Source organism: Micromonospora sp. SCSIO 07396 (assembly GCF_053667945.1).
This window is the reverse complement of the sequence record NZ_CM132210.1, coordinates 2,232,210-2,252,000: the sequence shown is the minus strand read 5'-3', so window position 1 is coordinate 2,252,000 and position 19,791 is coordinate 2,232,210. Positions and strand designations below refer to the sequence as shown.

At 72.1% G+C, this 19,791-nt stretch carries 13 protein-coding genes; 2 read left to right on the top strand and 11 right to left on the bottom strand.

The genetic code is table 11. From position 1 onward, the window contains the following. Window positions 1-177: 177 nt before the first annotated feature. The 6 genes from ACWCHM_RS09445 to ACWCHM_RS09420 form a co-directional block, all read right to left on the bottom strand. A complete protein-coding gene (locus ACWCHM_RS09445; protein WP_454222121.1) occupies window positions 178-3,396 on the bottom strand; it encodes a ThuA domain-containing protein in 3,219 nt (1,072 codons plus the stop codon). A 403-nt stretch (window positions 3,397-3,799) separates the two neighbouring features. Beyond that, a complete protein-coding gene (locus ACWCHM_RS09440; RefSeq protein WP_281896842.1) occupies window positions 3,800-4,912 on the bottom strand; it encodes a sugar phosphate isomerase/epimerase family protein in 1,113 nt (370 codons plus the stop codon). Between the two features lie 450 nt (window positions 4,913-5,362). Continuing rightward, complete coding sequence (locus ACWCHM_RS09435) at window positions 5,363-5,944, bottom strand: TlpA family protein disulfide reductase (protein WP_454222120.1); 582 nt, start codon at window positions 5,942-5,944, stop codon at window positions 5,363-5,365. After that, a complete protein-coding gene (locus ACWCHM_RS09430; protein WP_454222119.1) occupies window positions 5,941-6,393 on the bottom strand; it encodes a hypothetical protein in 453 nt (150 codons plus the stop codon). Before ACWCHM_RS09430 ends, ACWCHM_RS09435 begins: the two co-directional genes overlap by 4 nt. A 77-nt stretch (window positions 6,394-6,470) precedes the next feature. Next, complete coding sequence (locus ACWCHM_RS09425; RefSeq protein ID WP_281896837.1) at window positions 6,471-8,474, bottom strand: M6 family metalloprotease domain-containing protein; 2,004 nt, start codon at window positions 8,472-8,474, stop codon at window positions 6,471-6,473. A 239-nt stretch (window positions 8,475-8,713) separates the two neighbouring features. Continuing rightward, a complete protein-coding gene (locus ACWCHM_RS09420; protein ID WP_281896834.1) occupies window positions 8,714-9,631 on the bottom strand; it encodes a dihydrodipicolinate synthase family protein in 918 nt (305 codons plus the stop codon). A gap of 221 nt (window positions 9,632-9,852) precedes the next feature. On the opposite strand from ACWCHM_RS09420, the gene ACWCHM_RS09415 reads away from it, so the two are divergent. Together ACWCHM_RS09415 and ACWCHM_RS09410 are read left to right on the top strand one after the other, a co-directional pair. After that, window positions 9,853-11,085: a PucR family transcriptional regulator gene (locus tag ACWCHM_RS09415; RefSeq protein ID WP_204960430.1), complete on the top strand. Its 1,233-nt coding sequence runs from the start codon at window positions 9,853-9,855 to the stop codon at window positions 11,083-11,085. Window positions 11,086-11,460: 375 nt separating this feature from the next. Then, on the top strand, window positions 11,461-13,896 hold the full coding sequence (locus ACWCHM_RS09410) for a M14 family metallopeptidase (protein ID WP_454222118.1): 2,436 nt from the start codon (window positions 11,461-11,463) through the stop codon (window positions 13,894-13,896). A 51-nt stretch (window positions 13,897-13,947) separates the two neighbouring features. Here ACWCHM_RS09410 and ACWCHM_RS09405 read toward each other — a convergent pair whose 3' ends face one another. The 5 genes from ACWCHM_RS09405 to ACWCHM_RS09385 form a co-directional block, all read right to left on the bottom strand. Next, window positions 13,948-14,619, bottom strand: a complete 672-nt coding sequence (locus ACWCHM_RS09405) for a TcmI family type II polyketide cyclase (protein WP_454222116.1) — start codon at window positions 14,617-14,619, stop codon at window positions 13,948-13,950. Between the two features lie 16 nt (window positions 14,620-14,635). After that, on the bottom strand, window positions 14,636-15,925 hold the full coding sequence (locus ACWCHM_RS09400; protein WP_204960427.1) for a cytochrome P450 family protein: 1,290 nt from the start codon (window positions 15,923-15,925) through the stop codon (window positions 14,636-14,638). After that, the gene (locus tag ACWCHM_RS09395) at window positions 15,922-16,242 is read right to left on the bottom strand and encodes a putative quinol monooxygenase (protein WP_204960426.1); all 321 of its coding nucleotides are present in this window, start codon (window positions 16,240-16,242) and stop codon (window positions 15,922-15,924) included. The genes ACWCHM_RS09400 and ACWCHM_RS09395 overlap by 4 nt, the downstream gene beginning before the upstream one ends. After that, window positions 16,239-18,518, bottom strand: coding sequence for an FAD-dependent oxidoreductase (locus ACWCHM_RS09390; protein WP_454222114.1), 2,280 nt, complete (start codon window positions 18,516-18,518; stop codon window positions 16,239-16,241). Before ACWCHM_RS09390 ends, ACWCHM_RS09395 begins: the two co-directional genes overlap by 4 nt. A 247-nt stretch (window positions 18,519-18,765) precedes the next feature. Continuing rightward, window positions 18,766-19,788, bottom strand: a complete 1,023-nt coding sequence (locus tag ACWCHM_RS09385; protein WP_239485948.1) for a LacI family DNA-binding transcriptional regulator — start codon at window positions 19,786-19,788, stop codon at window positions 18,766-18,768. Between the last annotated feature and the right edge of the window lie 3 nt (window positions 19,789-19,791).

The window sequence follows — 19,791 nt, the reverse complement described above, 5'->3', positions numbered from 1 at the left end:
CTAGATCATCGTTGATCGGCCGGCCACTGGCCGGTCAGTCAGACCTGGCCGGACATCGACGGCGTCGGCCGGGCCGGACACCGACGGTGTCGACCGGTCGACCGACGGTGGCCACCCGGTGCCGATACGACGCCGGGAGGACGGAGTCTCCGTCCTCCCGGCGACCGGAGGGTGACGTCAGGAGGTCGGGCCGCCGAACTCCACCCAGTTGAGGTTGAACAAACTGGTCGTGGGTCCGCCGGAGACGGGCTTGAAGACCAGGTAGAGCGCGTGCGTGCCGGCCGCCTGGCTGACCGGGAAGGTCTGGCTGGCCCAGGCGCTGGTGCCGGCGGTCGCGTTGAGCGTCGCGCTGGTCACCAGCTCACCGGTCGGCGAGTCGAGCCGCAGCTCGACGATGCCGCGCGGGGTTCCGACGGTGGCCGTGGAGCCACCGGCGTACCGGAAGGTGATCTTGTCGATCCCGCCCAGGTTGATCGGGTCGAGCGCGATGTGGTCACCGTTGTCGATGCCGGCCACGTGCTGGCCGCCACCGGCGTCGGTCGTGTTGGCCAGGGTGACGCCCTGCTGGACCTGGGCGAACTCGGCCTGCTGCCGGAAGGTCTGCAGGACGATCTGGTCCAGCGCGGACAGCGCCGGCTGGCCGTTGGCACCCTTGTCGGTGTAGGTGGCGCTGATCGCGCCGTACAGGTAGCCACCGGCGTGGTCGGCCCCGTCGGCCGGGGTCTCGAACGAGCCCGAGCAGCCGTTGGCGTCGCTCATGCCGTGACCGTGGGTGTCGTGGCCGAGCACGAACGAGACCGTGACCCGGCTGCAGTCGATCGGGCCGTCCTCGGGGTCGGTCACGGTGACCGTCCACGGCACGGTGTCACCCCAGTTGAAGAAGGTGCCGGACAGCGGCGAGGTGACCTTCACGGTGGGCGCGGTGTTGCCCACGGTGATCTCGCGGGTGAGCACCGCCGTCTTGCCGCTGGTGTCGGTGACCGTCAGCTTGGCGGTGAAGACCCCGTTGGTGGTGTAGGTGTGCGACGCGTCCCGGTCGGTCGAGTCGGTGGTGCCGTTGCCGTCGAAGTCCCAGGCGTAGGTGATGGTCTCGCCCGGGTCCGCGTCGTAGGAGCCCTCGGCGGAGAACTGCACGGTCAGCGGCGCCTGGCCGGAGGTCGGGCTGGCCTTCAGCTCGGCCACAGGTGCCCGGGTGCCCTTGGCGTAGCGGATCACCGACAGCGCGGCGTCCGGGTTGGCCCGGAAGAAGCCGTCGCCGTACTCCAGCAGGTAGAGGTTGCCGTCCGGGCCGAACTCCATGTCCATCGGGTTGTCGAAGACGAAGCCCGGCAGGAACTGCTCCACCCCGACCAGCTTGCCGCTGCCGTTGGTGCGCATCATGAAGATCTTGTCCCGGGTGAACTCCCCGAAGACCACCGCGTCGTTGTAGTACTCCGGGAACTTGGTGTCCGAGTCCAGCGCGGCGTCGTACTTGTAGACCGGGCCGCCCATCGGGCCGACGCCACCGGTGCCGAGCACCGGCCACTGGAACTCACAGGTGCCGGGCGGGGTGCTCAGGTACGCCTCGGCGCAGGTGGTGGTGGCCCGGAAGGTGTAGTTGAGCTGCGGGTCCTGCACCGGCGGGAGAACCTGCCGGCCGGTGTTGCGCGGCGAGTCGTTCACCGGTGCGGCGCAGTTGAACGCGCCCTTGGACTGCTTGGTGACGAAGTCGTAGTCGATGTACGGCAGGGTCGGCGAGTAGCAGTACGGCCAGCCGTAGTTGCCGGCCTTGTTGGTGGAGATCCACCGGCCGGTGCCCTCCGGCCCCCGGGCCGCGTTCGGCACCTGCGAGTCCGGCGAGTAGTCACCGATGTAGACGAAGCCCCGGGAGTCCACGTCGAAGCGGAACGGGTTGCGCAGACCCATCAGGAAGATCTCCGGGCGGGTCTTGTTATCCCGGTCCTCGGCCTCGGGGAACAGGTTGCCGGCCGGGATGCTGTACGACCCGTCGGCCTTCACCTTGATCCGCAGCACCTTGCCCCGCAGGTCGTTGGTGTTGCCGGCGGAACGCTGGGCGTCGTAGCCCGGCCCCTGGGTCGGCGACTCGTTGATCGGGGTGAAGCCGTCCGAGCCACCGGCGTTGGTGTCGTCCCCGGTGACCAGGTAGAGCAGGCCCTTGCCGTCGAACTTGATCTCACCGGCGACGTGGCAGCAGACGCCCCGGTCGGTGTCGACCTTCATGATCTTCTGCTCGCTCGCCAGGTCCAGGTGCGGCGTCGGCTCCTCGACCCACTTGAACCGGGAGAGCTGGTTGTGCCCCTTGTAGGCGTCCCAGGCGCTCGGGTCGGTGCTGGTCACCGGCGCGTCGGTGATCGGGGTGTCGAGCTTGGGCGCGTAGTAGACGTACACCCACTTGTCGGTGGCGAAGTCCGGGCCGACGGTGACCGACTGGAGGCCGTCCTCGTCGTGCTGGTACACCGGGATGGTGGTGATGACCGGGCTGGCACCGGTCTTCGGGTCGTAGAGCCGGATCTCGCCGGCCCGGGTGTTGTGCAGCACCCGACCGTCGGGCAGCACCGACAGGGTCATCGGCTCGCCCGGCTCGTCGTTGAGGATGACCTTCTCGTAGTTGGCCTTGACGGTCGCGCCGCAGTCACCCTGGACCATGCCGGCCGACCACTGGATCGCGCCGAGCAGGTGCTTGCGGAACGCACCGTTGGCGTACGTGTCGGCGGAGTCGCCGAGTCCGGTGTAGAACGACCGGCCGCCCTGGAAGTCCTTGCACCAGGAGATCGGGTGGTCGTAGCCCATGGTGCCGCCGGTGAAGCTCTTCTCGTCCACCGTGGCCAGCACGTGCGCGGTGCCCCGGACGTTGGTGGTGAAGTTGTACCACTGGTCGTTGAGGGTGAGCTGCCGGGCGAGCGGCTTGCTCGCCGGGTGCGCCCGGTCGGCCACGTCGATGAGGCCCGGCCCGCTCGACGCCGTACCGGCGGCGGTGGTGCCGACGATGTCGCGGTAGAACGTCCACGACGGCTCGGCCTCCACCGCGGCGTGCACGCCGAGGTAGCCGCCGCCGTTGCGGATGTAGCGCTCGAAGGCCGCCTCCTGGCCGCTGTTGAGCACGTCGCCGGTGGTGTTGAGGAAGACGACCGCGCCGTAGCTGGCCAGGTTGTCGTCGGAGAAGGCGGTCGAGTTCTGGGTGACGTCTACGGTGAAGCCGTTGCCGTTGCCCAGGGTGCGGATCGCGTTGACGCCCTTGTCGATCGACGGGTGACGCTCACCGTCGGTCTTGGTGAACACCAGGACGCTTGGCGTGTCCTGGGCCGGCTGGGCCAACGCGGGAGCGGTCGCGGCGAGCGGGACGACGATCCCGACCCCTGCGATCGCGGCGAGCCATCGGTGTACCGATCTTGCCATCTGGTTCCTCCGGTGGGGGACGATGTGCTGCCTGCTCCGGGCGGGTGCCGGGGCCACCCGGGTGGTGCGGTGCTGCGTCTCGCTCTCCGGTGGGGACGGGACGACGCCGTCCCGACCCCGTGCGGTTCGCCGATCGGAGAGCTGCGTACGGCCAGGGCCCGTGCCGGGGGCGCGCGGCAGCGCGGCCCGGGGTCACGGGTCGGAAGAGATCACGTGGTGGGGGGCCCGCCGGGGCGGTACGCCCGGTGGTGTCCGGGGCCGCCTGGCGGCCCGGACTCCTCGGGGCGGGCCCGGGTGGCGGCGGTCGCGTCGGGGGACGCGACCGCCACCACCGGTGCCGCCGGCGGTGGTGCGACCGCCGGTCGGTGCCCGGGTGCGGCCGGCTACCGGCCGCCGGGTCGGGTCAGCTCTGGTGGTAGATGGTCAGGTCGGCCATGTTGGCGTAGCTGAGCCGGGCGAAGTCCAGCGACTGGCCCGGGTTGGCGGCGCCGCCGGGGGCGGTGTCCATCTCCCAGTTGGCGTGGTGGAAGTCGGACTCGCCGATGGTCTCGAAGAACTGCTGGAAGTTGATGTCGCCCTCACCGAGCGGGATCATCTCGTAGCCGTTGGCCAGCGCGGAGTTGCGGTTGCCGTCCTTGGCGTGGAAGAGCGGGAACCGCTTGGTGCGCCGGGCCACGTTCAGGATCGGGTCGAACAGCGAGGTCTTCTGCTGGCCGGCCGAGTTGGTGTACTTGGTGTGCTTGAACCGGGCCACGTACGCCCAGTAGATGTCGCACTCGAAGTAGACGTACTTCGGGTCGGTCTTGGCGAAGAAGTACTCCAGGCGACGCACGCCGGAGGAGCGGGTCGGCTTGCCGTTGGCGTCCAGCGGGCCGCTGTCGAGCAGGAACGAGTAGGCCACGTCGTGGTTGTGGGTGTAGAGGCGCATCTTGCGCTCCTTGGCCTGCCGGCCGAGCTCGTTCCACAGGTCGGCCGCGGCGTCCCAGTCGGACTGGTAGGCGCTGTTGGTCGGGTCGCTGCCGGTGCCGATGTTCTTCATGCCGAGTTCCTCGGCGATGTCCAGCTGCTGCTGGAACGTGGCCGCGTTGATCGACGTGTGGGTGCCGTTGGCGACCAGGCCGTTGTCGTCCAGGATCTTGCGGATCTCGGTCGGGGTGATCTGCCGGCCCAGGATCGAGGTGTGCTGGTTGTAGCCGGCGAACTCGATCTCCTTGTAGCCCATCTCGGCCAGGCTGGCCAGCACCCGCTCGAAGCCGTAGGGCACGCCGCTGTCGTCGGGGGCGGCGGAGATCCGGTCCCGGACGCTGTAGAGGATGATGCCCCGGTTCTGCGCCGGGATGAGCGGGTCGACCTGCCACTTGCCGTCCGCGCGGGCCGGGCCCTTGGTCTGGAGCACCGGCAGGCCGGCCGCGCCGAGCACGGCGGCGGCGCCGGCCGACGCGGCCAGCAGCCGACGGCGGGTGACCTGGGTGCGGTACTGGGGGTCGTTGGCCATACGGCGCTGATCCTCGTTCACAAATTCCACCTTTCGAGGGTGGCCCTGACGGGCCACTGAGACGTGCGAGTCCTGCTGGGAGGGTCGAAGGACCTGCGCCGCCGAATACGCGTGGCCCGGTGGATGACTGCTCGGTCAAGGGGGGATGTCAACCGTGTTACGTCTGTGAACCGGACACTAACGGTGGCTGACGGCTAAAGATAGACCTCCAACGGAGAAACTTTTGTTCGTGCGAACAAAAGTTCCTGTCGGTCGGAGCCGATGCCCGAACGGTCGCCCCGACCCGGCTCTCCGGTCGATCCCCCCAGCCCTCACCAGCACGAACACCGACGACGCCCCGGACGCCGGCAGGCGGACACGACGCGGGGCGCGCCGTCGACCCGCGATCGAATCGACAGCACGCCCGACACGCGCCCACCGGCCGTCCCGTACCGGGCACGGCACCGGTCGGCACACCCGTCCGTCGCCGCGCTACCCGGAACCGGCCAGCACCAGTTCCCCGAGCCACTGCTCCAGCGCCGCCGCGTCCAGCCCGCCCGGCCAGCCACGCAGCACCGCGCCACCCTTGGCGACCAGCACGACGGCCGGTGGCTCCCGCACCGCGTACGACCGCCAGATGGTCTGCTGTTCGTCCACCACGACGGGATACTCCACCCGGTGCGTCCGCAGGTAGTCCTGCAACTCGTCGGCCTGGTCGACGCCGGCCACGCCGACGAAGACCACCCGGTCCCGGTACCGCCGGGCCAGCTCGCTCAGCGCGTCCTGCCGGTCGGCGCAGGTGGTGCACCAGGAGCTGAAGAAGGTGAACACCACCGGGCGGTCGGCCCAGAGCCGGGCGGCGGTGAGCGGGGTGCCGTCGGTCAGCCCACCGGTGAACGCCGGGGCGGCCGGCGCGTCGCCGGGCGGCGGGCGCAGCGCCAGGTCGGCGGGGACCGGTCCGGGCAGCGTCGCGGCGCCCCCGGCGAGCGCCGCCGGGGCGGGCCCGTCAACCGGGCGGGCGGTGCAGCCGGCCAGCGCCAGCACCGCCAGCAGCGACGCGAGCAGCCGCCTCATGCCGGCACCACCGCGACCAGCGCCGGACCCTCACTGGTGTCCGGGGTCAGGTCGAGCGCGGGCCGGCCGGCCACCTCCAGCCGGTAGCCGGCCCGCTGCGGCACCCGCACCGGCACCGCGAACTCGCAGTACGTCGGCACCCGTTCCACCTCGAGGTCCTCGTCGAACGCGGCGACCGCCGTGCCCGCCGGCAGCGTCCCGGTCACCAGGGCCGCCCCGTCGGGGTCGAGCACCCGGAACGGCGCCCGGTGGTGGAAGTAGAGGTACGGTCCGGTGCCGGCGCAGTCCACGCCCTCGGCCCGGATGTTGATGTCGCGCACCAGCACCCGGACGGTGGTCGGGGTGACCGCCTCCGGGCCGGTGTCGGGACCACCGCAGCCGGCAGCCCCGGCCAGCAGCAGGATCGCCAGCGCGCCGACGCCGTGGCGGGCGCTCGTGGTCAGCCGCACGTGGTCTCCTCCCCACCCGTGCCGTGGGTCCGTGGCGGCCTGCGCCACCACGGACCCACGGCGTCGGTCGATTCCGGTCAGGACTTCTCCACCCGGCACTGCTTGGTCACCGTCTTCGACGGGTCGCTCTCCGAGGTCGCGGTGAGCTTGACGAAGCCGGTGTCCGCCGCGGCGGCGGTGGCCCCCACCGACACCCGGACGGTGGTGGACTTGCCGAACTGGGCGGTGGCCAGGGCGTTGGGCAGCCAGGTCCGCCAGCCCTTGCCGGCCACCTCCGCCGAGAGCCGGTAGACGTCCGACTTCAGGTACGCGGTGGCGTCCTCCGGGTGCTGCTGGCCGCCGGCCGAGTACGTGCCGCTGTTGGTCAGCTCGAACGAGCAGGTCACGCCCCGGTTGGTGGGCTTACCGGTGCTGGTCACCTCACCCTTGCCCAGGGACACGCCGTGGGTGCTCGGCCCCCCGGTGCCGTCCAGCGACCGCACCGCCACCGTGTACGACAGCGAGCCGGCCGCGTCCCGTTTGAGGTCGATGACGTAGAAGTGCAGCCGGTTGGCCTCGTCGACGTACTCGTACTGGCTGCCGGTGTCCGCCCCGGCGTGGAACAGCGCGTCGGAGAGCTGCCGGTAGTCACCCATGGTGATCTTCTGCGGGGTGCCGTCCGGCCGGTAGAAGTCGATCATGTCGATGTCCTGCGGGTTGGCGTCCACCACCCACTGGAACGGCGCGCTGTCGGCGTTCTTGGTCTTGCTCAGCAGCACGCCCCGGTCCGGGGTGAACGAGTCCGCCCCCATCCGGTCGACGACCTCGACGGTGTAGTTGTTGAAGCTCCCGCCGTCACACAGCGGGTTCGTGGCCACCGTGCAGGCCGGCGAGAGGTCCTTGTTCAGGGCGATGTTCACGCCGGTCAGCCCCTTCGGGCCGGCGTCGACCGCGCGGGCGGTCACCTGGGCGGTGACCATTCCGGACGAGGCCAGCGCCTCCCGGGACAGCCGCAGCACGTGCTCCTCACCGAGCAGGCCGATCTTGAGCTTGTCCCGCACCGTGTGCAGCGAGCCCATCGAGCCGCCGTTGGTCGGCGGGATCTGCCAGCGGGTGTGCGGGCCACCGGGTCCGTTGAACGACCCGCGCGACATCATGCTCCAGATGCCGGTGTACGCCCGGCGTAACGGCTCGCCGTACGGGTTGTTGTAGTTGTCGCCGATGCCGAGCAGGTGGGTCAGCTCGTGGGCGTAGACCCCCATGCCGGAGCTCTCCCCCTGGGTGGAGGAGCCGGAGCCGGCGTTGGGCCACAGGGTCGCCGCCGCCTTCCACGAGGTCCACTCGACGTAGCGGGTCTTGGCCCAGTTCGGCAGGTTGGGGTCCGGCGGGCCCCAGGAGTCCGGCACGTCCTCCTTGTTCTGGAAGATCATCTGCCCGAACTCCTGCCAGGTGGACGACTCGTCCTGCCCGGCGCTGAGGATGAAGACCAGCTCGTACTGGTTGGCGACCTCGTCACCGACCGCCGCCCGCCAGGCGCCCAGGCCGTCGGTGCGGATGTTCTTGTTGCAGGCGTCCCCGCTCGGGCAGGCGCCGGGGTTGAAGCTGTTGTCCAGCCCGTACTGGTACGACTTCGCCGGCATCTGGTAAGGCCCGAAGCCGGCCAGGTCCACGCCGTAGCGCCCGTTGGAGTCCTGCATCCAGTACTCGTGCAGGGTGTGCCCCTTGTTCAGGGTGTTCGGGGTGTTGAGGAAGTCCTGGTAGAACTTCGGCACGTCGGCGCGGGGGATGTTGGCCGCGACCGACTGGGGGTTGCCGAAGACCGTCGAGCGGGCCCGCTGGGAGACCGCGAACGTCTGGTCCGGATAGTCGAGCGCGACCAGGGCGATCTTGAAGTTGCGGATGGAGCCCCGCACGCTCGGGTCGGCCCAGTTCTTGCCGGGCACGGCCTGATAGTCGTCCCAGGTCATGGTGTCGGGGTTCTGCCAGGCCTGCGGGTCGAGGACCTGGAACGGGGCGGTGCCGCCGGCCGGGTTGGCCGGGGCCGCGGCGGCCTGCGCCGCGCCGGTCACCACGAGCGTGCCGGTCAGGACCGCGGCCAACACGGAACGCCTCAGTCGGGGTTTGTTGCGGGTAGCACGGTGCACAGGTTCACCTCTCGTCGGGAGGGACACGGCGTCCGGTCCGGTGTCGGCGGGGGGTGGCTGCCGGGACACCTGTCACTGGGCCGCGCAGCGAATCTAGGAGGACGGGCCGGGGCCGGTCACCGTGCAGATGTCGGCAGGTGGCCCGGTGGCTTCCGACACCTGAAGGACCCGCGACGGGTCACGTCCGGCCGCCGGGTTCAGCGGTGCCGACCGTCGGTGACCGGATCGACGGCGACCGACAGGGCCCGGACCAGGTCCCGGCGCAGCCGGGCGGCGGCCGGTGGTGGCAGCGGGCCGCGCGGCGGGCGGCACCCGCCACCGAACCGCCCGGCGCAGTCCATCGCCAGTTTGATCGCCTGCACCGCCTCCGGCCGGGAGCCCCAGCCGAAGGCCGGGTGCAGCTCGGCGTAGAGCGGCAACGCGCGGGCCAGGTCACCGGCGGCGCACAGGTCGTACAGCCGCAGGGCCGGCCCGGGAAGTGCGTTGGACAGGCCGGACACCCAGCCCCGGGCCCCGCACAGCACCAGTTCCAGCAGCACGTCGTCCGCGCCGGCCAACACGTCCACGTGCGGGCAGAGGTCCCTGATCCGGTGCACCCGGCGCACGTCGCCGGAGAACTCCTCGACCGCGACGATCCCGTCGGTCTCGGCCACCCGGGCGAGCAGCTCCGGCGTCAGGTCCACCCGGGTGTCGTACGGGTCGTTGTGCGCCACCACCGGCAGACCGACGGCGGTGACCTCCCGGTAGTGGGCGACCACGTCGGCGTCGCCCGCGGGATAGCCGTCCGGGGGTGGTGCGAGCACCCCGTGCGCCCCGGCGGCGGCGGCCTGCTCCGCCCAGCGGCGGGACTGCCGGCTGCCGTACCCGCCGACCCCGGGCAGCACCGCGCAGCCGGGCGGCGCGGCCTGCACCGTCGCCCGCACCACGTCGGCCCGCTCGTCGTCGGACAGGGCCCGGTACTCCCCCACCGACGCGCACGGGGTCACCCCGTGGCAGCCCGTCCCGGCCAACCAGCGCACGTGTTCCTGGAGGCGGTCGAAGTCGACGCCGAGGTCGTCGCGGAACGGCGTCGTGATGGCGACCAGCACCCCCCGCCAGGGCCTACCAGCTGTCACTCGGGCGTTCCCTCCTGCGCGCCGGCGGCCCGCTGCCCACCGCACCGGAACCTTACGATCGTCGATCATCACGGTGCTTCGGACAATTGCCGGAACAGTCGCCGTGGGGGCCGTCCTTTTGTCGGTAGATCCCCGGTGGACCTTGCGCACAGGCCCACCGGCCGCACAGGGTAGGGCACCGGCTGTCGCACCCCTGCCGCGCAGCCAACCAGGGGAGATCCATGCACGGTGAGCTTCAACGCATAGTCGACGCCGTCGCCGCGCGGGTGGGTCGTCCCGCCCTCATCGAGGACCGGCGGCAGCGGGTGGTCGTCTACAGCGAACACGACGGTCCGATGGACGAGGTACGCCGGATGTCGATCCTGCGCCGGCAGACCACCCCTGAGGTGATCGCCTGGTTCCGTCGGATGGGCGTGCTCACCGCCCGTGAGCCGGTGCGTACCCCGGCCGACGTCGACCTCGACCTGCTCCCCCGGGTCTGTGTGCCGATCTGGCACGACGACCTGCTGCTCGGCTTCGTCTGGTTCATCGACGACGACGGGTCGATGACCGACGCCGACATCGCCACCGCGACCGGTGCCTTCACCGACCTGTCGCTGGCCCTCTACCGGGAGAACCTGCTCGGCGAGCTGGCCTCGCAGCGGGAGTCCGAGGCCACCCGGACGCTGCTGGTCCAGAGCCCGCAGGCCCGCGCGCACGCCGTCCGGGCGCTGCTGGAGGAGGGCACCGTCGCCGGTGACGGCCCCACCACGGCGGTGGTGGCCCAGCTCGCCCCCGCCGATGGGCGGCACCCCGACGAGGTGGCCCGGATCGCGCTGGAGCAGGCGCTGGTGGCGACCCGCCGCTGGCTCGGCGTCCGGGAGTCGCTGCACATGGTCTGGCCCGACCACGGGGTGCTGCTGATCTGCGGCGGCCGGATCGCCGGCCGGCCCAGCCCGGAGGCCGTCGCCGGGCACCTCGACGAGGCGCTACGGCAGGCGACCCGGGGGTTGTCCTCGGTGGAGCGCACGGTGACCGGGATCGGTCAGGCACGCCCGGGGCTGGTCGACGCGGTGCAGTCCTACCGGGAGGCGGTACAGGCGGCCCGGGTGGGGGTGCAGCTGCCGGCGCTGGGTCCGGTGATCTCCTGGGCCGGCCTGGGCATCTACCGGGTGTTGTCCCAGCTCGACGCCCGGCACCTCGACGTCGCCGGGGTGCATCCCGGGCTGGAGCGGCTGCTGCGCGACGACGCCCACCAGGTGCTGTTGGAGACCCTGGAGGCGTACCTCGACCTGGCCGGCAACGCCCACGCCACCGCCGAGAAGCTGCGGCTGCACCGGACCACCCTCTACTACCGGCTGCAACGGGTCGAGCAGCTCGCCGGCACCGACCTCAAGGACGGCAACGAGCGGCTGTGCCTGCACCTGGCGATGAAGCTGGGCCGGCTCACCGGCCACTACCGGTCGGCGTCCTGAGGCGGCGCGGGGGCACCGCGTCGACCGTCGGGAGAGGACACCCGTTGTGACAGTCCGTGTCCGTCGGGACAGATCATTGACAGATCCGAGCGGGTACGGCCAGGATGGGCGCACCGATCGGCAACGCCCCCACGACCGACCGTAACCAGGTACGCCCCACGCCCGTCACGCAGACCGGATCGGCGCCGGTCCGTCGCCCCGCGCGTCCGGGAGACGCCACGTGTCCCCCGACGTCGCCGGGTCGACGTCGCGACTCGGCCGCCCGCCGTCGCCCGACTGTCGGCGTCCGACCTCCCCCGTTCCCGACCCCGCCCGACGGCGGGCGCTGCCGCGCGCCGTCGGCCCGGCTCGTACCCCCAGGAAAGGTGGCCCGAGATGTCCCGTTCCGCGCTCCCCCACCGTTGGCGGCGGTTACCCGCCGCGACGGCCGCCGGCGTGGCGTTGCTGCTGCTCGCCGGCCCGGCCACGGCCGGCACCGCAGCCCCGCCCGACCGGGAGGCCGACGCCCCGGTCGTGCTCGAACGCTCCGCCGACGAGCAGGCCGACGTGGTGGAGGTGACCGTCGCCGGCACCGCCCAGCTCGACGCGCTGGTCGCCACCGGCGTCGACCTCGACCACCACGTCACCCCGACCGAGGCGGGCATCGTGGTGCACGCCGTGGTCACCCCGACCGAGGTCGCCGCGCTGAAGCGGATGGGCTACCGGGTCGGTGCCGTGCTGCACGCCGCCGCCGACTCCGCGCAGCGGATCAGCGAGCGCGAGGCGACGATCGCCGCGCACCGGGCCGACAACCGGGCATACACGGCGACCCTGCAGCGCAGCGCCGCCGCCTCCGACGTGAAGATCATCCGGGCCGACTACTACACCTCCGGCACCAACCAGGTGCTCTCGGTGGAGGCGAAGTGGGCCCAGGGGCAGACCTCCACCAGCACGTTGACCGTGGCCCGCGACAGCGGCCCCGGCACCGAGATCGGCTCCGGCGGCACCCAGACCATCTCCCGGTTCGTCGACGCCGGGGTCTACCTCTACCACCGGGGCGCCGCCGCCGTCACCGCCCGGCCGCAGCGCATCCAGATCACCAGCCCCACCGGCGACGTGGCGGTCGCCGAGGTCGCCGAGTGGCTGCCGATCCCGGCCGACAGCCCGGAGGGCCCCGGCTACCAGAAGGACTTCGTCACCAGCTACCTCACCCCGACCGAGCTGTACGCCCGGATCAAGCAGCTGGCCGACGCCTACCCGCAGCTCGCCGAGGTGGTGAAGCTGCCGTACCAGACCAACGGGTACCGGCGTAAGGCGCAGGTGGTGCTCGGTGGGACCACCGCCACCCGGGTCGCCGTCGACTCGCTCGCCTGGGGACACGAGGGCGGCAACGACATCACCGTCGAGCTGGCCGACCCGGGCGCGGCCGACCGGCCGCTCACGGTCACGGTGACCGGCAGGGCGATCCGGGTCAGCCTGGCCACCGACGCCGCCGGGGCGGTGACCAGCACCGCCGCCCAGGTCGCCGCGGCGCTGACCGCCGAGGCGGGCGCGCTGGTCACCGCGTACACCTATCGGGGGGACGCGGGTGCCGGGGTGGTCGCGCCGGTCGCGGCGACGCCGCTGTCGGACAACCTCAAGGCGCCGGCCGGGGTCTCCCGCGACCCGCACCCGGTGTACGCCATCCGGATCGGCAAGTACCGCGACGGCTCCCGCACCGGTGTGCTCGCCTACGCTCAAGAGCACGCTCGAGAGTGGGTCCCGCCGCTGGTGGCCGTCGAGACCGCCGAGCGGCTGCTGCGCAACCACGCCACCGACGAGAACACCAAGCAGCTGCTGCGCACCCTGGACATCTGGATCGTGCCGTCGATCAACCCGGACGGCGGGCACTACTCGTTCTACGACTACGCCTCGCAGCGGCGCAACATGACCAACCACTGCGCGCCGGGCGGTGCCACCGACGCGCTGGCCCGCAACTCGTGGGGGGTGGACAACAACCGCAACTACACCGAGTACAGCCTCTTCGACGGCTACTCGGGGGCGTCGGCGAGCTGCACCGGCGACACCTACGCCGGGCCGAGCGAGCTGTCCGAGCCGGAGAACCGCAACGTCGACTGGCTGGCCCAGCGGCCCAACATGAAGTTCTCGATGAACCTGCACTCCTCCGGCAACTACTTCATGTGGTCGCCGGGCGCGTACGCCACCCCGGGCCGGATCTCCGCGCCCCGGCCGACGCTGGCCGAGGAGTCGTTCTTCTGGGGCGCGTCGTCGCGCATCCTCACCGCGATCAAGCGGCACCGCAACATGGCGGTCACCCCGGCCCGCACCGGCCCGATCTCCGACGTGCTGTACTCGGCGGCGGGTAACTCCGGCGACATGCTCTGGTACAAGTACGGCATCTACGCCTGGAACTTCGAGGTCGGCACCAGCTTCCAGCCCACCTGGGACGAGGCGCACCAGGAGACCATGGAGTTCAGCAACGGCCTGGTCGAGCTGCTGCGGGTGGCCCGGGACTACGACAAGGACAAGAAGCGGCCGACCAGCACCCTGTCGGTCACGCCGAGCGCCACCGAGGGCTCGGTCAGCGTCCGGTTCGACGTCAGCGAGCCGGCGGCGGTGTTCTACACCCTCGACGGCAGCAAGCCGACCTTCGCATCCACCCTGTACGCCTCGGCGGGTATCCGGGAGGGGGCCGAGACATTGACCGTCCCGGTCGGCACCAAGATCCACTGGTTCTCGGTGGACGCCGCCGGCAACATCGAACGCAACTACCGGCCGGACGACGACAGCTTGACCTTCAACCGGGGCTGGGCGACCCTGCCCACCGGCTGACGGGCGCACCGGCGGGGGCCCGCGCCACCGGGCCCCCGCCGGTCGACCTGCTCAGTCCTCGGCCCGCCACCGGTAGAACTCCGTCGCCACCGCGTCCAGCGGGCTTTCCCAGGAGTCCGGGTCGTACGCGCTGATGTACGGGCTGAGATCGTCCATGATCTTGGCGAAGGCCGGCTGGTCGTGCTCCTGCCGGACGGCACCGGCGAACGTCTCGCCGGTGCGCTCCAGCACGTGCAGGTAGACGTCGTCGATGGAGTACAGCCACCGACCGGTGACCCCCATCAGGGTGGGCAGCTCACCGGCGTCGGACTCGGCGAAGATCTGCGCCACGGTGGGTTCCGCGCCGGGCTTGATCCGGGCCACGATCACCGTCCGGCTCGGCTCGCCCCCGACGGCCGGCGGCTCGTCCGGCGTCCAGGAGTAGAACTCCTTCGCCACCGAGTCCGACGGGTTCCTCCAGTCCCTCGGGTAGGGCGTCACGTACGGGGCGATCTGCTCGGCGATCTGCTGGAAGGCGGGCAGGCCCCGGGTCTGCCCGGTCACCTTCGGGTCCGCGTTCCGCTCGATCAGGTGGAGGTAGAGGCCGTGGAAGGACAGCAGGGTCCGCCCGACCACGCCCAGGTCCTGCGGGCGGGTGGTCCGGTCGTAGTACCCGAACACGTCGGCGACGGTCTGCTCGCTGCCCGGCACCATGCGACAGACGATCACGTTGCGGAAGGTCATCGGAACTCCTCGGGGATCAGACGGTACGGGTCGGCTCGGTGGGGCGGGGACGACTGGCCGGCGGAGGTGACACCGGCGGGGCGGACGCGGCGAACCGGACCGGCAGCTCCAGCAGACCCCGGAACGGCGACGCCGCCGGCAACCGGCGCAACTCTGCCGGCGGCACGGCCAGGCGCAACCCGGGCAGCCGGCGCAGCAGCGCCGCCAGGCCGAGCTGGGCCTCCATCCGGGCCAGCGAGACACCGAGGCAGTAGTGCACGCCGTGGCCGAAACCCAGGTGCGGCCCCCGGACCCGGCGCAGGTCCAGCCGGTCCGGGTCGACGAAGTGCGCCGGATCGTGGTTGGCCGCGTTGAGCACGACACCGACGATCGACCCGGCCGGGATGCGCACCCCGCCGTACTCGACATCCTCGGTGGCGACCCGGGGACTGGCCACCGGTAGCGGGCCGTCGAAACGCAGCAACTCCTCGATCGCCGAGGGCAGCAGCTCCGGGGTGTTCCGCAGCAGGTCGAGCTGGTCGGGATGGGTCAGCAGGGCCACCGTCGCGTTGCCCAGGAAGTCGGCGGTGGTCTGGTGCCCGGCGAACAACAGCAGGAAGGTGGTGGTGACCAGCTCCGCCTCGGACAGCCTGCCGTCCTGGTCGCAGGCGTCGATCAACGCGCTGATCATGTCGTCGGCCGGGGTGGTCCGCTTGGCGGCCACCAGCTCCGCCAGGTAGTGGTGCAGCCGCACCTGTGCCTCGCCGACCGCCGCCCGCTCCTGCTCCGGCGGTCGCCGCGACGACCCGGAGGTACGGATCACCTGCGTCCAGTCCAGCACCCGCTCCTGGTCGGTCCGGGGCACCCCGAGCAGTTCGCAGATCACCACCATCGGCAGCGGGATCGCGAAGTCGTGCATCAGCTCGGCCCGCCCCTGGGCGACGAACCCGTCGATCAGGTCGTCGACGATCTGCCGTACCCGTGGGCGCAGCGCCTCGATCCGGCGGGGCGCGAACGCCTGCGACACCAACCGGCGCAGCCGGGTGTGCTCCGGCGGGTCCGAGTTGAGCATGTTGCGGTTCAGCGCCTCGGAGTTCGGCCCGAAGAGTTGCAGGTAGTGCTGCCCGGGGCCGTAGAGGTCCTTGGACAGCCGGGGGTCGGTCAACGCCGTGCGCGCGTCGTCGAACCGGGTCAGCAGGTACGAGTCGAACCGGGGTGAGCTGACCGGGCAGACCGGCGCGTCCGCGCGCAGCCGGGCGAAGGACGGGTACGGGTCGACGGCGAACTGCTCGGTGTAGAGCTGTGCGGCGGGCACCGGCTCGGTCATCTGGTCTCCTCGGGCGCGCTGGGCATGCTGTGCAGCACCTGGTAGGTGTGTCGTTCGGCGGATTCCCGCAGGTCGCGGACCACCCGCAGCAGCCGGTCGCGGTGCTCGCTGCGGCCGAAGGCGTCGAGCCGTTCCCGGTCCGCCCAGTCGCTGATGACCAGGTAGCTGCGCGGGTCGTCGGCATCCCGGACGAGGTCCTGGCGCAGGCACCCGTCGAGTTGCCGGATCTGCTCCGCCGCCGAGAGCCACTCCGCCTCGAACCGCTCCGCGCAGCCCTCCCGGGTACGCATGGCGAGCACCGTACGCACGGGCCTCATCGCGTACCACCGAAGACCAGGTGCAGGTTCTTGCGCAGCGCGTCGGCGTCGAACGGCTGGCTGCGGAAGCCGACGTGCCCGTCCGGGCGGATCAGGTACAGGGCGGTGCCGGTCACCCCGTACCGGATGCGGAACTCGTCCCCGGCGTCGCGCACCACCGGCGGCGCGAGCAGCCCCGGATCGTCGGCGTCCGGGCTGAGCAGCAGGTAGGCGTCGACCTCGCCCCGGCTCAGGGCGCGCACGTCGGCGCAGAGCCCCGGCACGGCGGCCACCGCCGCCGGATCGGCCGAGGCGTCGGCGTAGAGCAGCAGGGTGTGCCGGGTGCCGGCGGTCAGGTCGCGCAGGCGCAACGGGTGCCCCACCCCCTGCCGCCGCAACCCGCCCAGGTCGGGTGCGCGGTCGCCGGGGCGCGGGCCGGCGCGCAGCCCGTCCGGATCGGTGACGCACTCGCCGACCAGTGGACTGTCGGCATAGCTGAGGAGCAGCGACATCTCCTGGAGGAACTGCCGCTCCAGGTCGGCGCGGTCCAGTTCGTCGGTGAACGCCATCCGTACCGCGCGGCCGACGATCTCCTCGCCCTCCGGGCGGCGTTCGGCCTCGTAGCTGTCGAGCAGGCCGGGGGCGGCGACCCCGCGTACCGCCAGCGCCACCTTCCAGGCCAGGTTCCAGGCGTCCTGGATGCCGGTGTTCATCCCCTGTCCGCCGGCCGGGGGGTGCAGGTGGGCCGCGTCCCCGGCGACGAAGACCCGGCCGTGGCCGTACCTGTCGACGATGCCGTGACTGATCCGGAACACCGACGACCAGCGCAGGTTCGTCGCCCGGGTACCGTGCGGGGCCAGCCGGTCCAGCGCCGCCTGCACGTCGTCGAGGGTCGGCTCGGCCAACTCCTCGCTGAACCCGGGCGGGGCGTCCCGGCCGCCGGTCTGGGCGAAGAACCGGGGCGGCGCGAGGGTCGCGATCCGGTACCGGCCCGCTCCGCGCAGCGGTACGCAGACCAGCATGCCGTCCATCCGGCCGTCGGTCTCGTGCAGGAACCGCAGCAGGTGCCCCGGCGGCATGTCCCAGTTCACGTCGACGTCGGCGAGCATGAACAGCTGCGGGAACCGGCCCAACCCGCCGGAGAACGTCAACCCGAGCAGGTGACGGACCCGGCTGTGCGCGCCGTCGGCACCGATCAGGTACTTCGCCCGGACGGTGCGGATGCTGCCGTCGGCGAGGGTGAGGCTGGCCAGCACGCCGTCCGAGCCCTGGGTGAACCCGGTCAGCTCCGCGCCGCGTTGCGGCCGGACGCCGAGGGTGGCCAGCCGTTCGGTGAGGATGCGCTCGGTCTCGTACTGGGGCAGGCCCAGGTGCGCGTACGGCAGGCCGGGCAGTTCCCAGCTCATCCGGTGGGTCTGGGTGCCGTTGACGAACACCACGTTGCCGGTGAGCCAGATCCCGGCGTCCATCGCCTCCCGCACGATGCCCTGCTCCGCCCAGATCTCCATGGTGCGGCAGTGCACCCCGATCGCCTTGTCGGCCTGGCCGGGCGGGGCCACCGACTTCTCCACCACCCGGCAGTCGATGCCGCGCCGGGCCAGCTCGACGGCGGCGGTCAGCCCGGTCGGCCCCGCCCCGACGATGAGTACGTCAGTTGTCGTGTGCACGTCGGTCTCCCTACCGGTGCTGGCTGCCCGGTCGTCGCCGGGACGGGTCGCGAGGTGGAACAGTCGGCGGCGGAAGTCGAGCAGGAACGACGCGATCGGCCCGGCCTCCTCCCGCGCGTGGGCCGGGTTGGCGACCCAGCGGTGGAACTCCGCCTCGGTACGCCACTCGGCGAAGATGTGGTGGACGCCCGAGTCGGGCTCGCGCAGCAGGTCCTCACGCAGGTAGCCGGGGACGGCGGCCATCCGGGCGGTCACCTCGGCGTGGCCCCGGTGGAACTCGGCGAGCCGGTCGGCGGGCACGGTGACCTCGACGTCCACCAGGATCGTGGGGTGCCCGTCCGGCTCGTCGCGCATCATCAGGTGGTCGTCGGCGGTGGCCGGTTCACACCCGTCGCGCAGCGCGTCGGCGAGCCGGGCGGCCACCGGGCCGCTCTCGTAGTCGTGTAGGGCGTCGTCGTCGACCCACTCGGTGGCGAGCACGAACGTGTGCGGGTCGTTGGCGTCGAGGAACAGCTCCCGGCGCAGGTTGCCGGGCAGCGCGCCGATCTGCGCCGCGGCCGTCCGCCATGCCGACCGGACGCGCTGTTCGGCGCCGGGGCGCGCGCGGACCCGGAGCATTGTCCTGATCATGGGGTCTCCCTTGACGGCCTGCCCGAGACGAGGGTCCCGACCGCCGGCACCCGCACCGGCCGTCGCCGTCCGACCCTGTCGCAGCGCACGTCACCCCGCCGTCACCGGCGGGCAGACCCGGGCCGCCGCCCGTTGACGCCACCGGGACGACCCACCGGTCCGGCTCAGGGGCGCACCGCCACCACCGGGTACGGGTCGCGGGGCGGCACCGCGCAGCCGAAGGGGCCCGCCCACGCGGGCGGGCGGGTCAGGGCCGGCGGTTGCCGCTGCTCGCGCGGACCACGAGCTCCGGCTCGACCTGGGGGCGGGGGGTGCCCACGCCGGTGCCGTCGAAGAGTTCCAGCAGCGCCGCGACGCACCGGCGGCCGACCTCGTCGAAGTCCTGCCGCACGGTGGTCAGCGGCGGGGAGAGGTACTCGGCCTCGGGGATGTCGTCGAAGCCGACGACGCTGACGTCCTCGGGAATCCGCGCGCCCCGCTGGTGCAGAGCACGCAGCAGGCCGAGTGCCTGGTGGTCGTTGGCGCAGAACACCGCCGTCACGTCGGGGCGCTCGACCAGGGACTGCCCCAGCTCGTAGCCGGCCCGGGGGCTCCAGTCGCCGACGATGACCGGGGGCACGCGGCGGCCCGCCTGCTCCAGGGTCTGCCGCCACCCGTCGACCCGGTCCCGGGCCTCCAGCCAGTCCCGGGGGCCGGCGATGTGCCAGACCGTCTCGTGGCCGAGGTCGAGCAGGTGCCGCACCGCCAGCCGGGCCCCGGCCACCTGGTCGACGGAGATGCTCGGCAGTTCACCGCGCTCCCCGCTGGCTTCGACCACCACGGCGGGCACCCCGGTGGGCAGCCCGTGCACGGCGACCGACGCCGTCATCATCGGGGTGATGACGACGACGCCGGCCACCGACTGCTCGGTCAGCGCGTCGATGGCCGAGCGCATCCCGCTCCGGTCCAGCCGTTCCAGGGTGACGATGCTGATGCCGTACCCGGCGGCGCGGGCCGCCCGTTCGATGCCCAGCAGGGTGGCCGCCGGGCCGAACAGGATGGTGTCGAAGCTGACCACACCGATGACCCGGGAGCGCCTGCCGGCCAACCCCCGGGCCAGGGCGTTGGGCCGGTAGTTGAGCTGGTGCACGGCACGCAGCACCCGCTCCCGGGTCTCCGGCCGAACGCTCGGGTGGTTGTTGAGCACCCGGGACACGGTCTGGTGCGACACCCCGGCGAGTTGCGCGACGTCGCTCATCACCGCGGCGCGTTCGGGCCGTTGCTGGCCCATGGC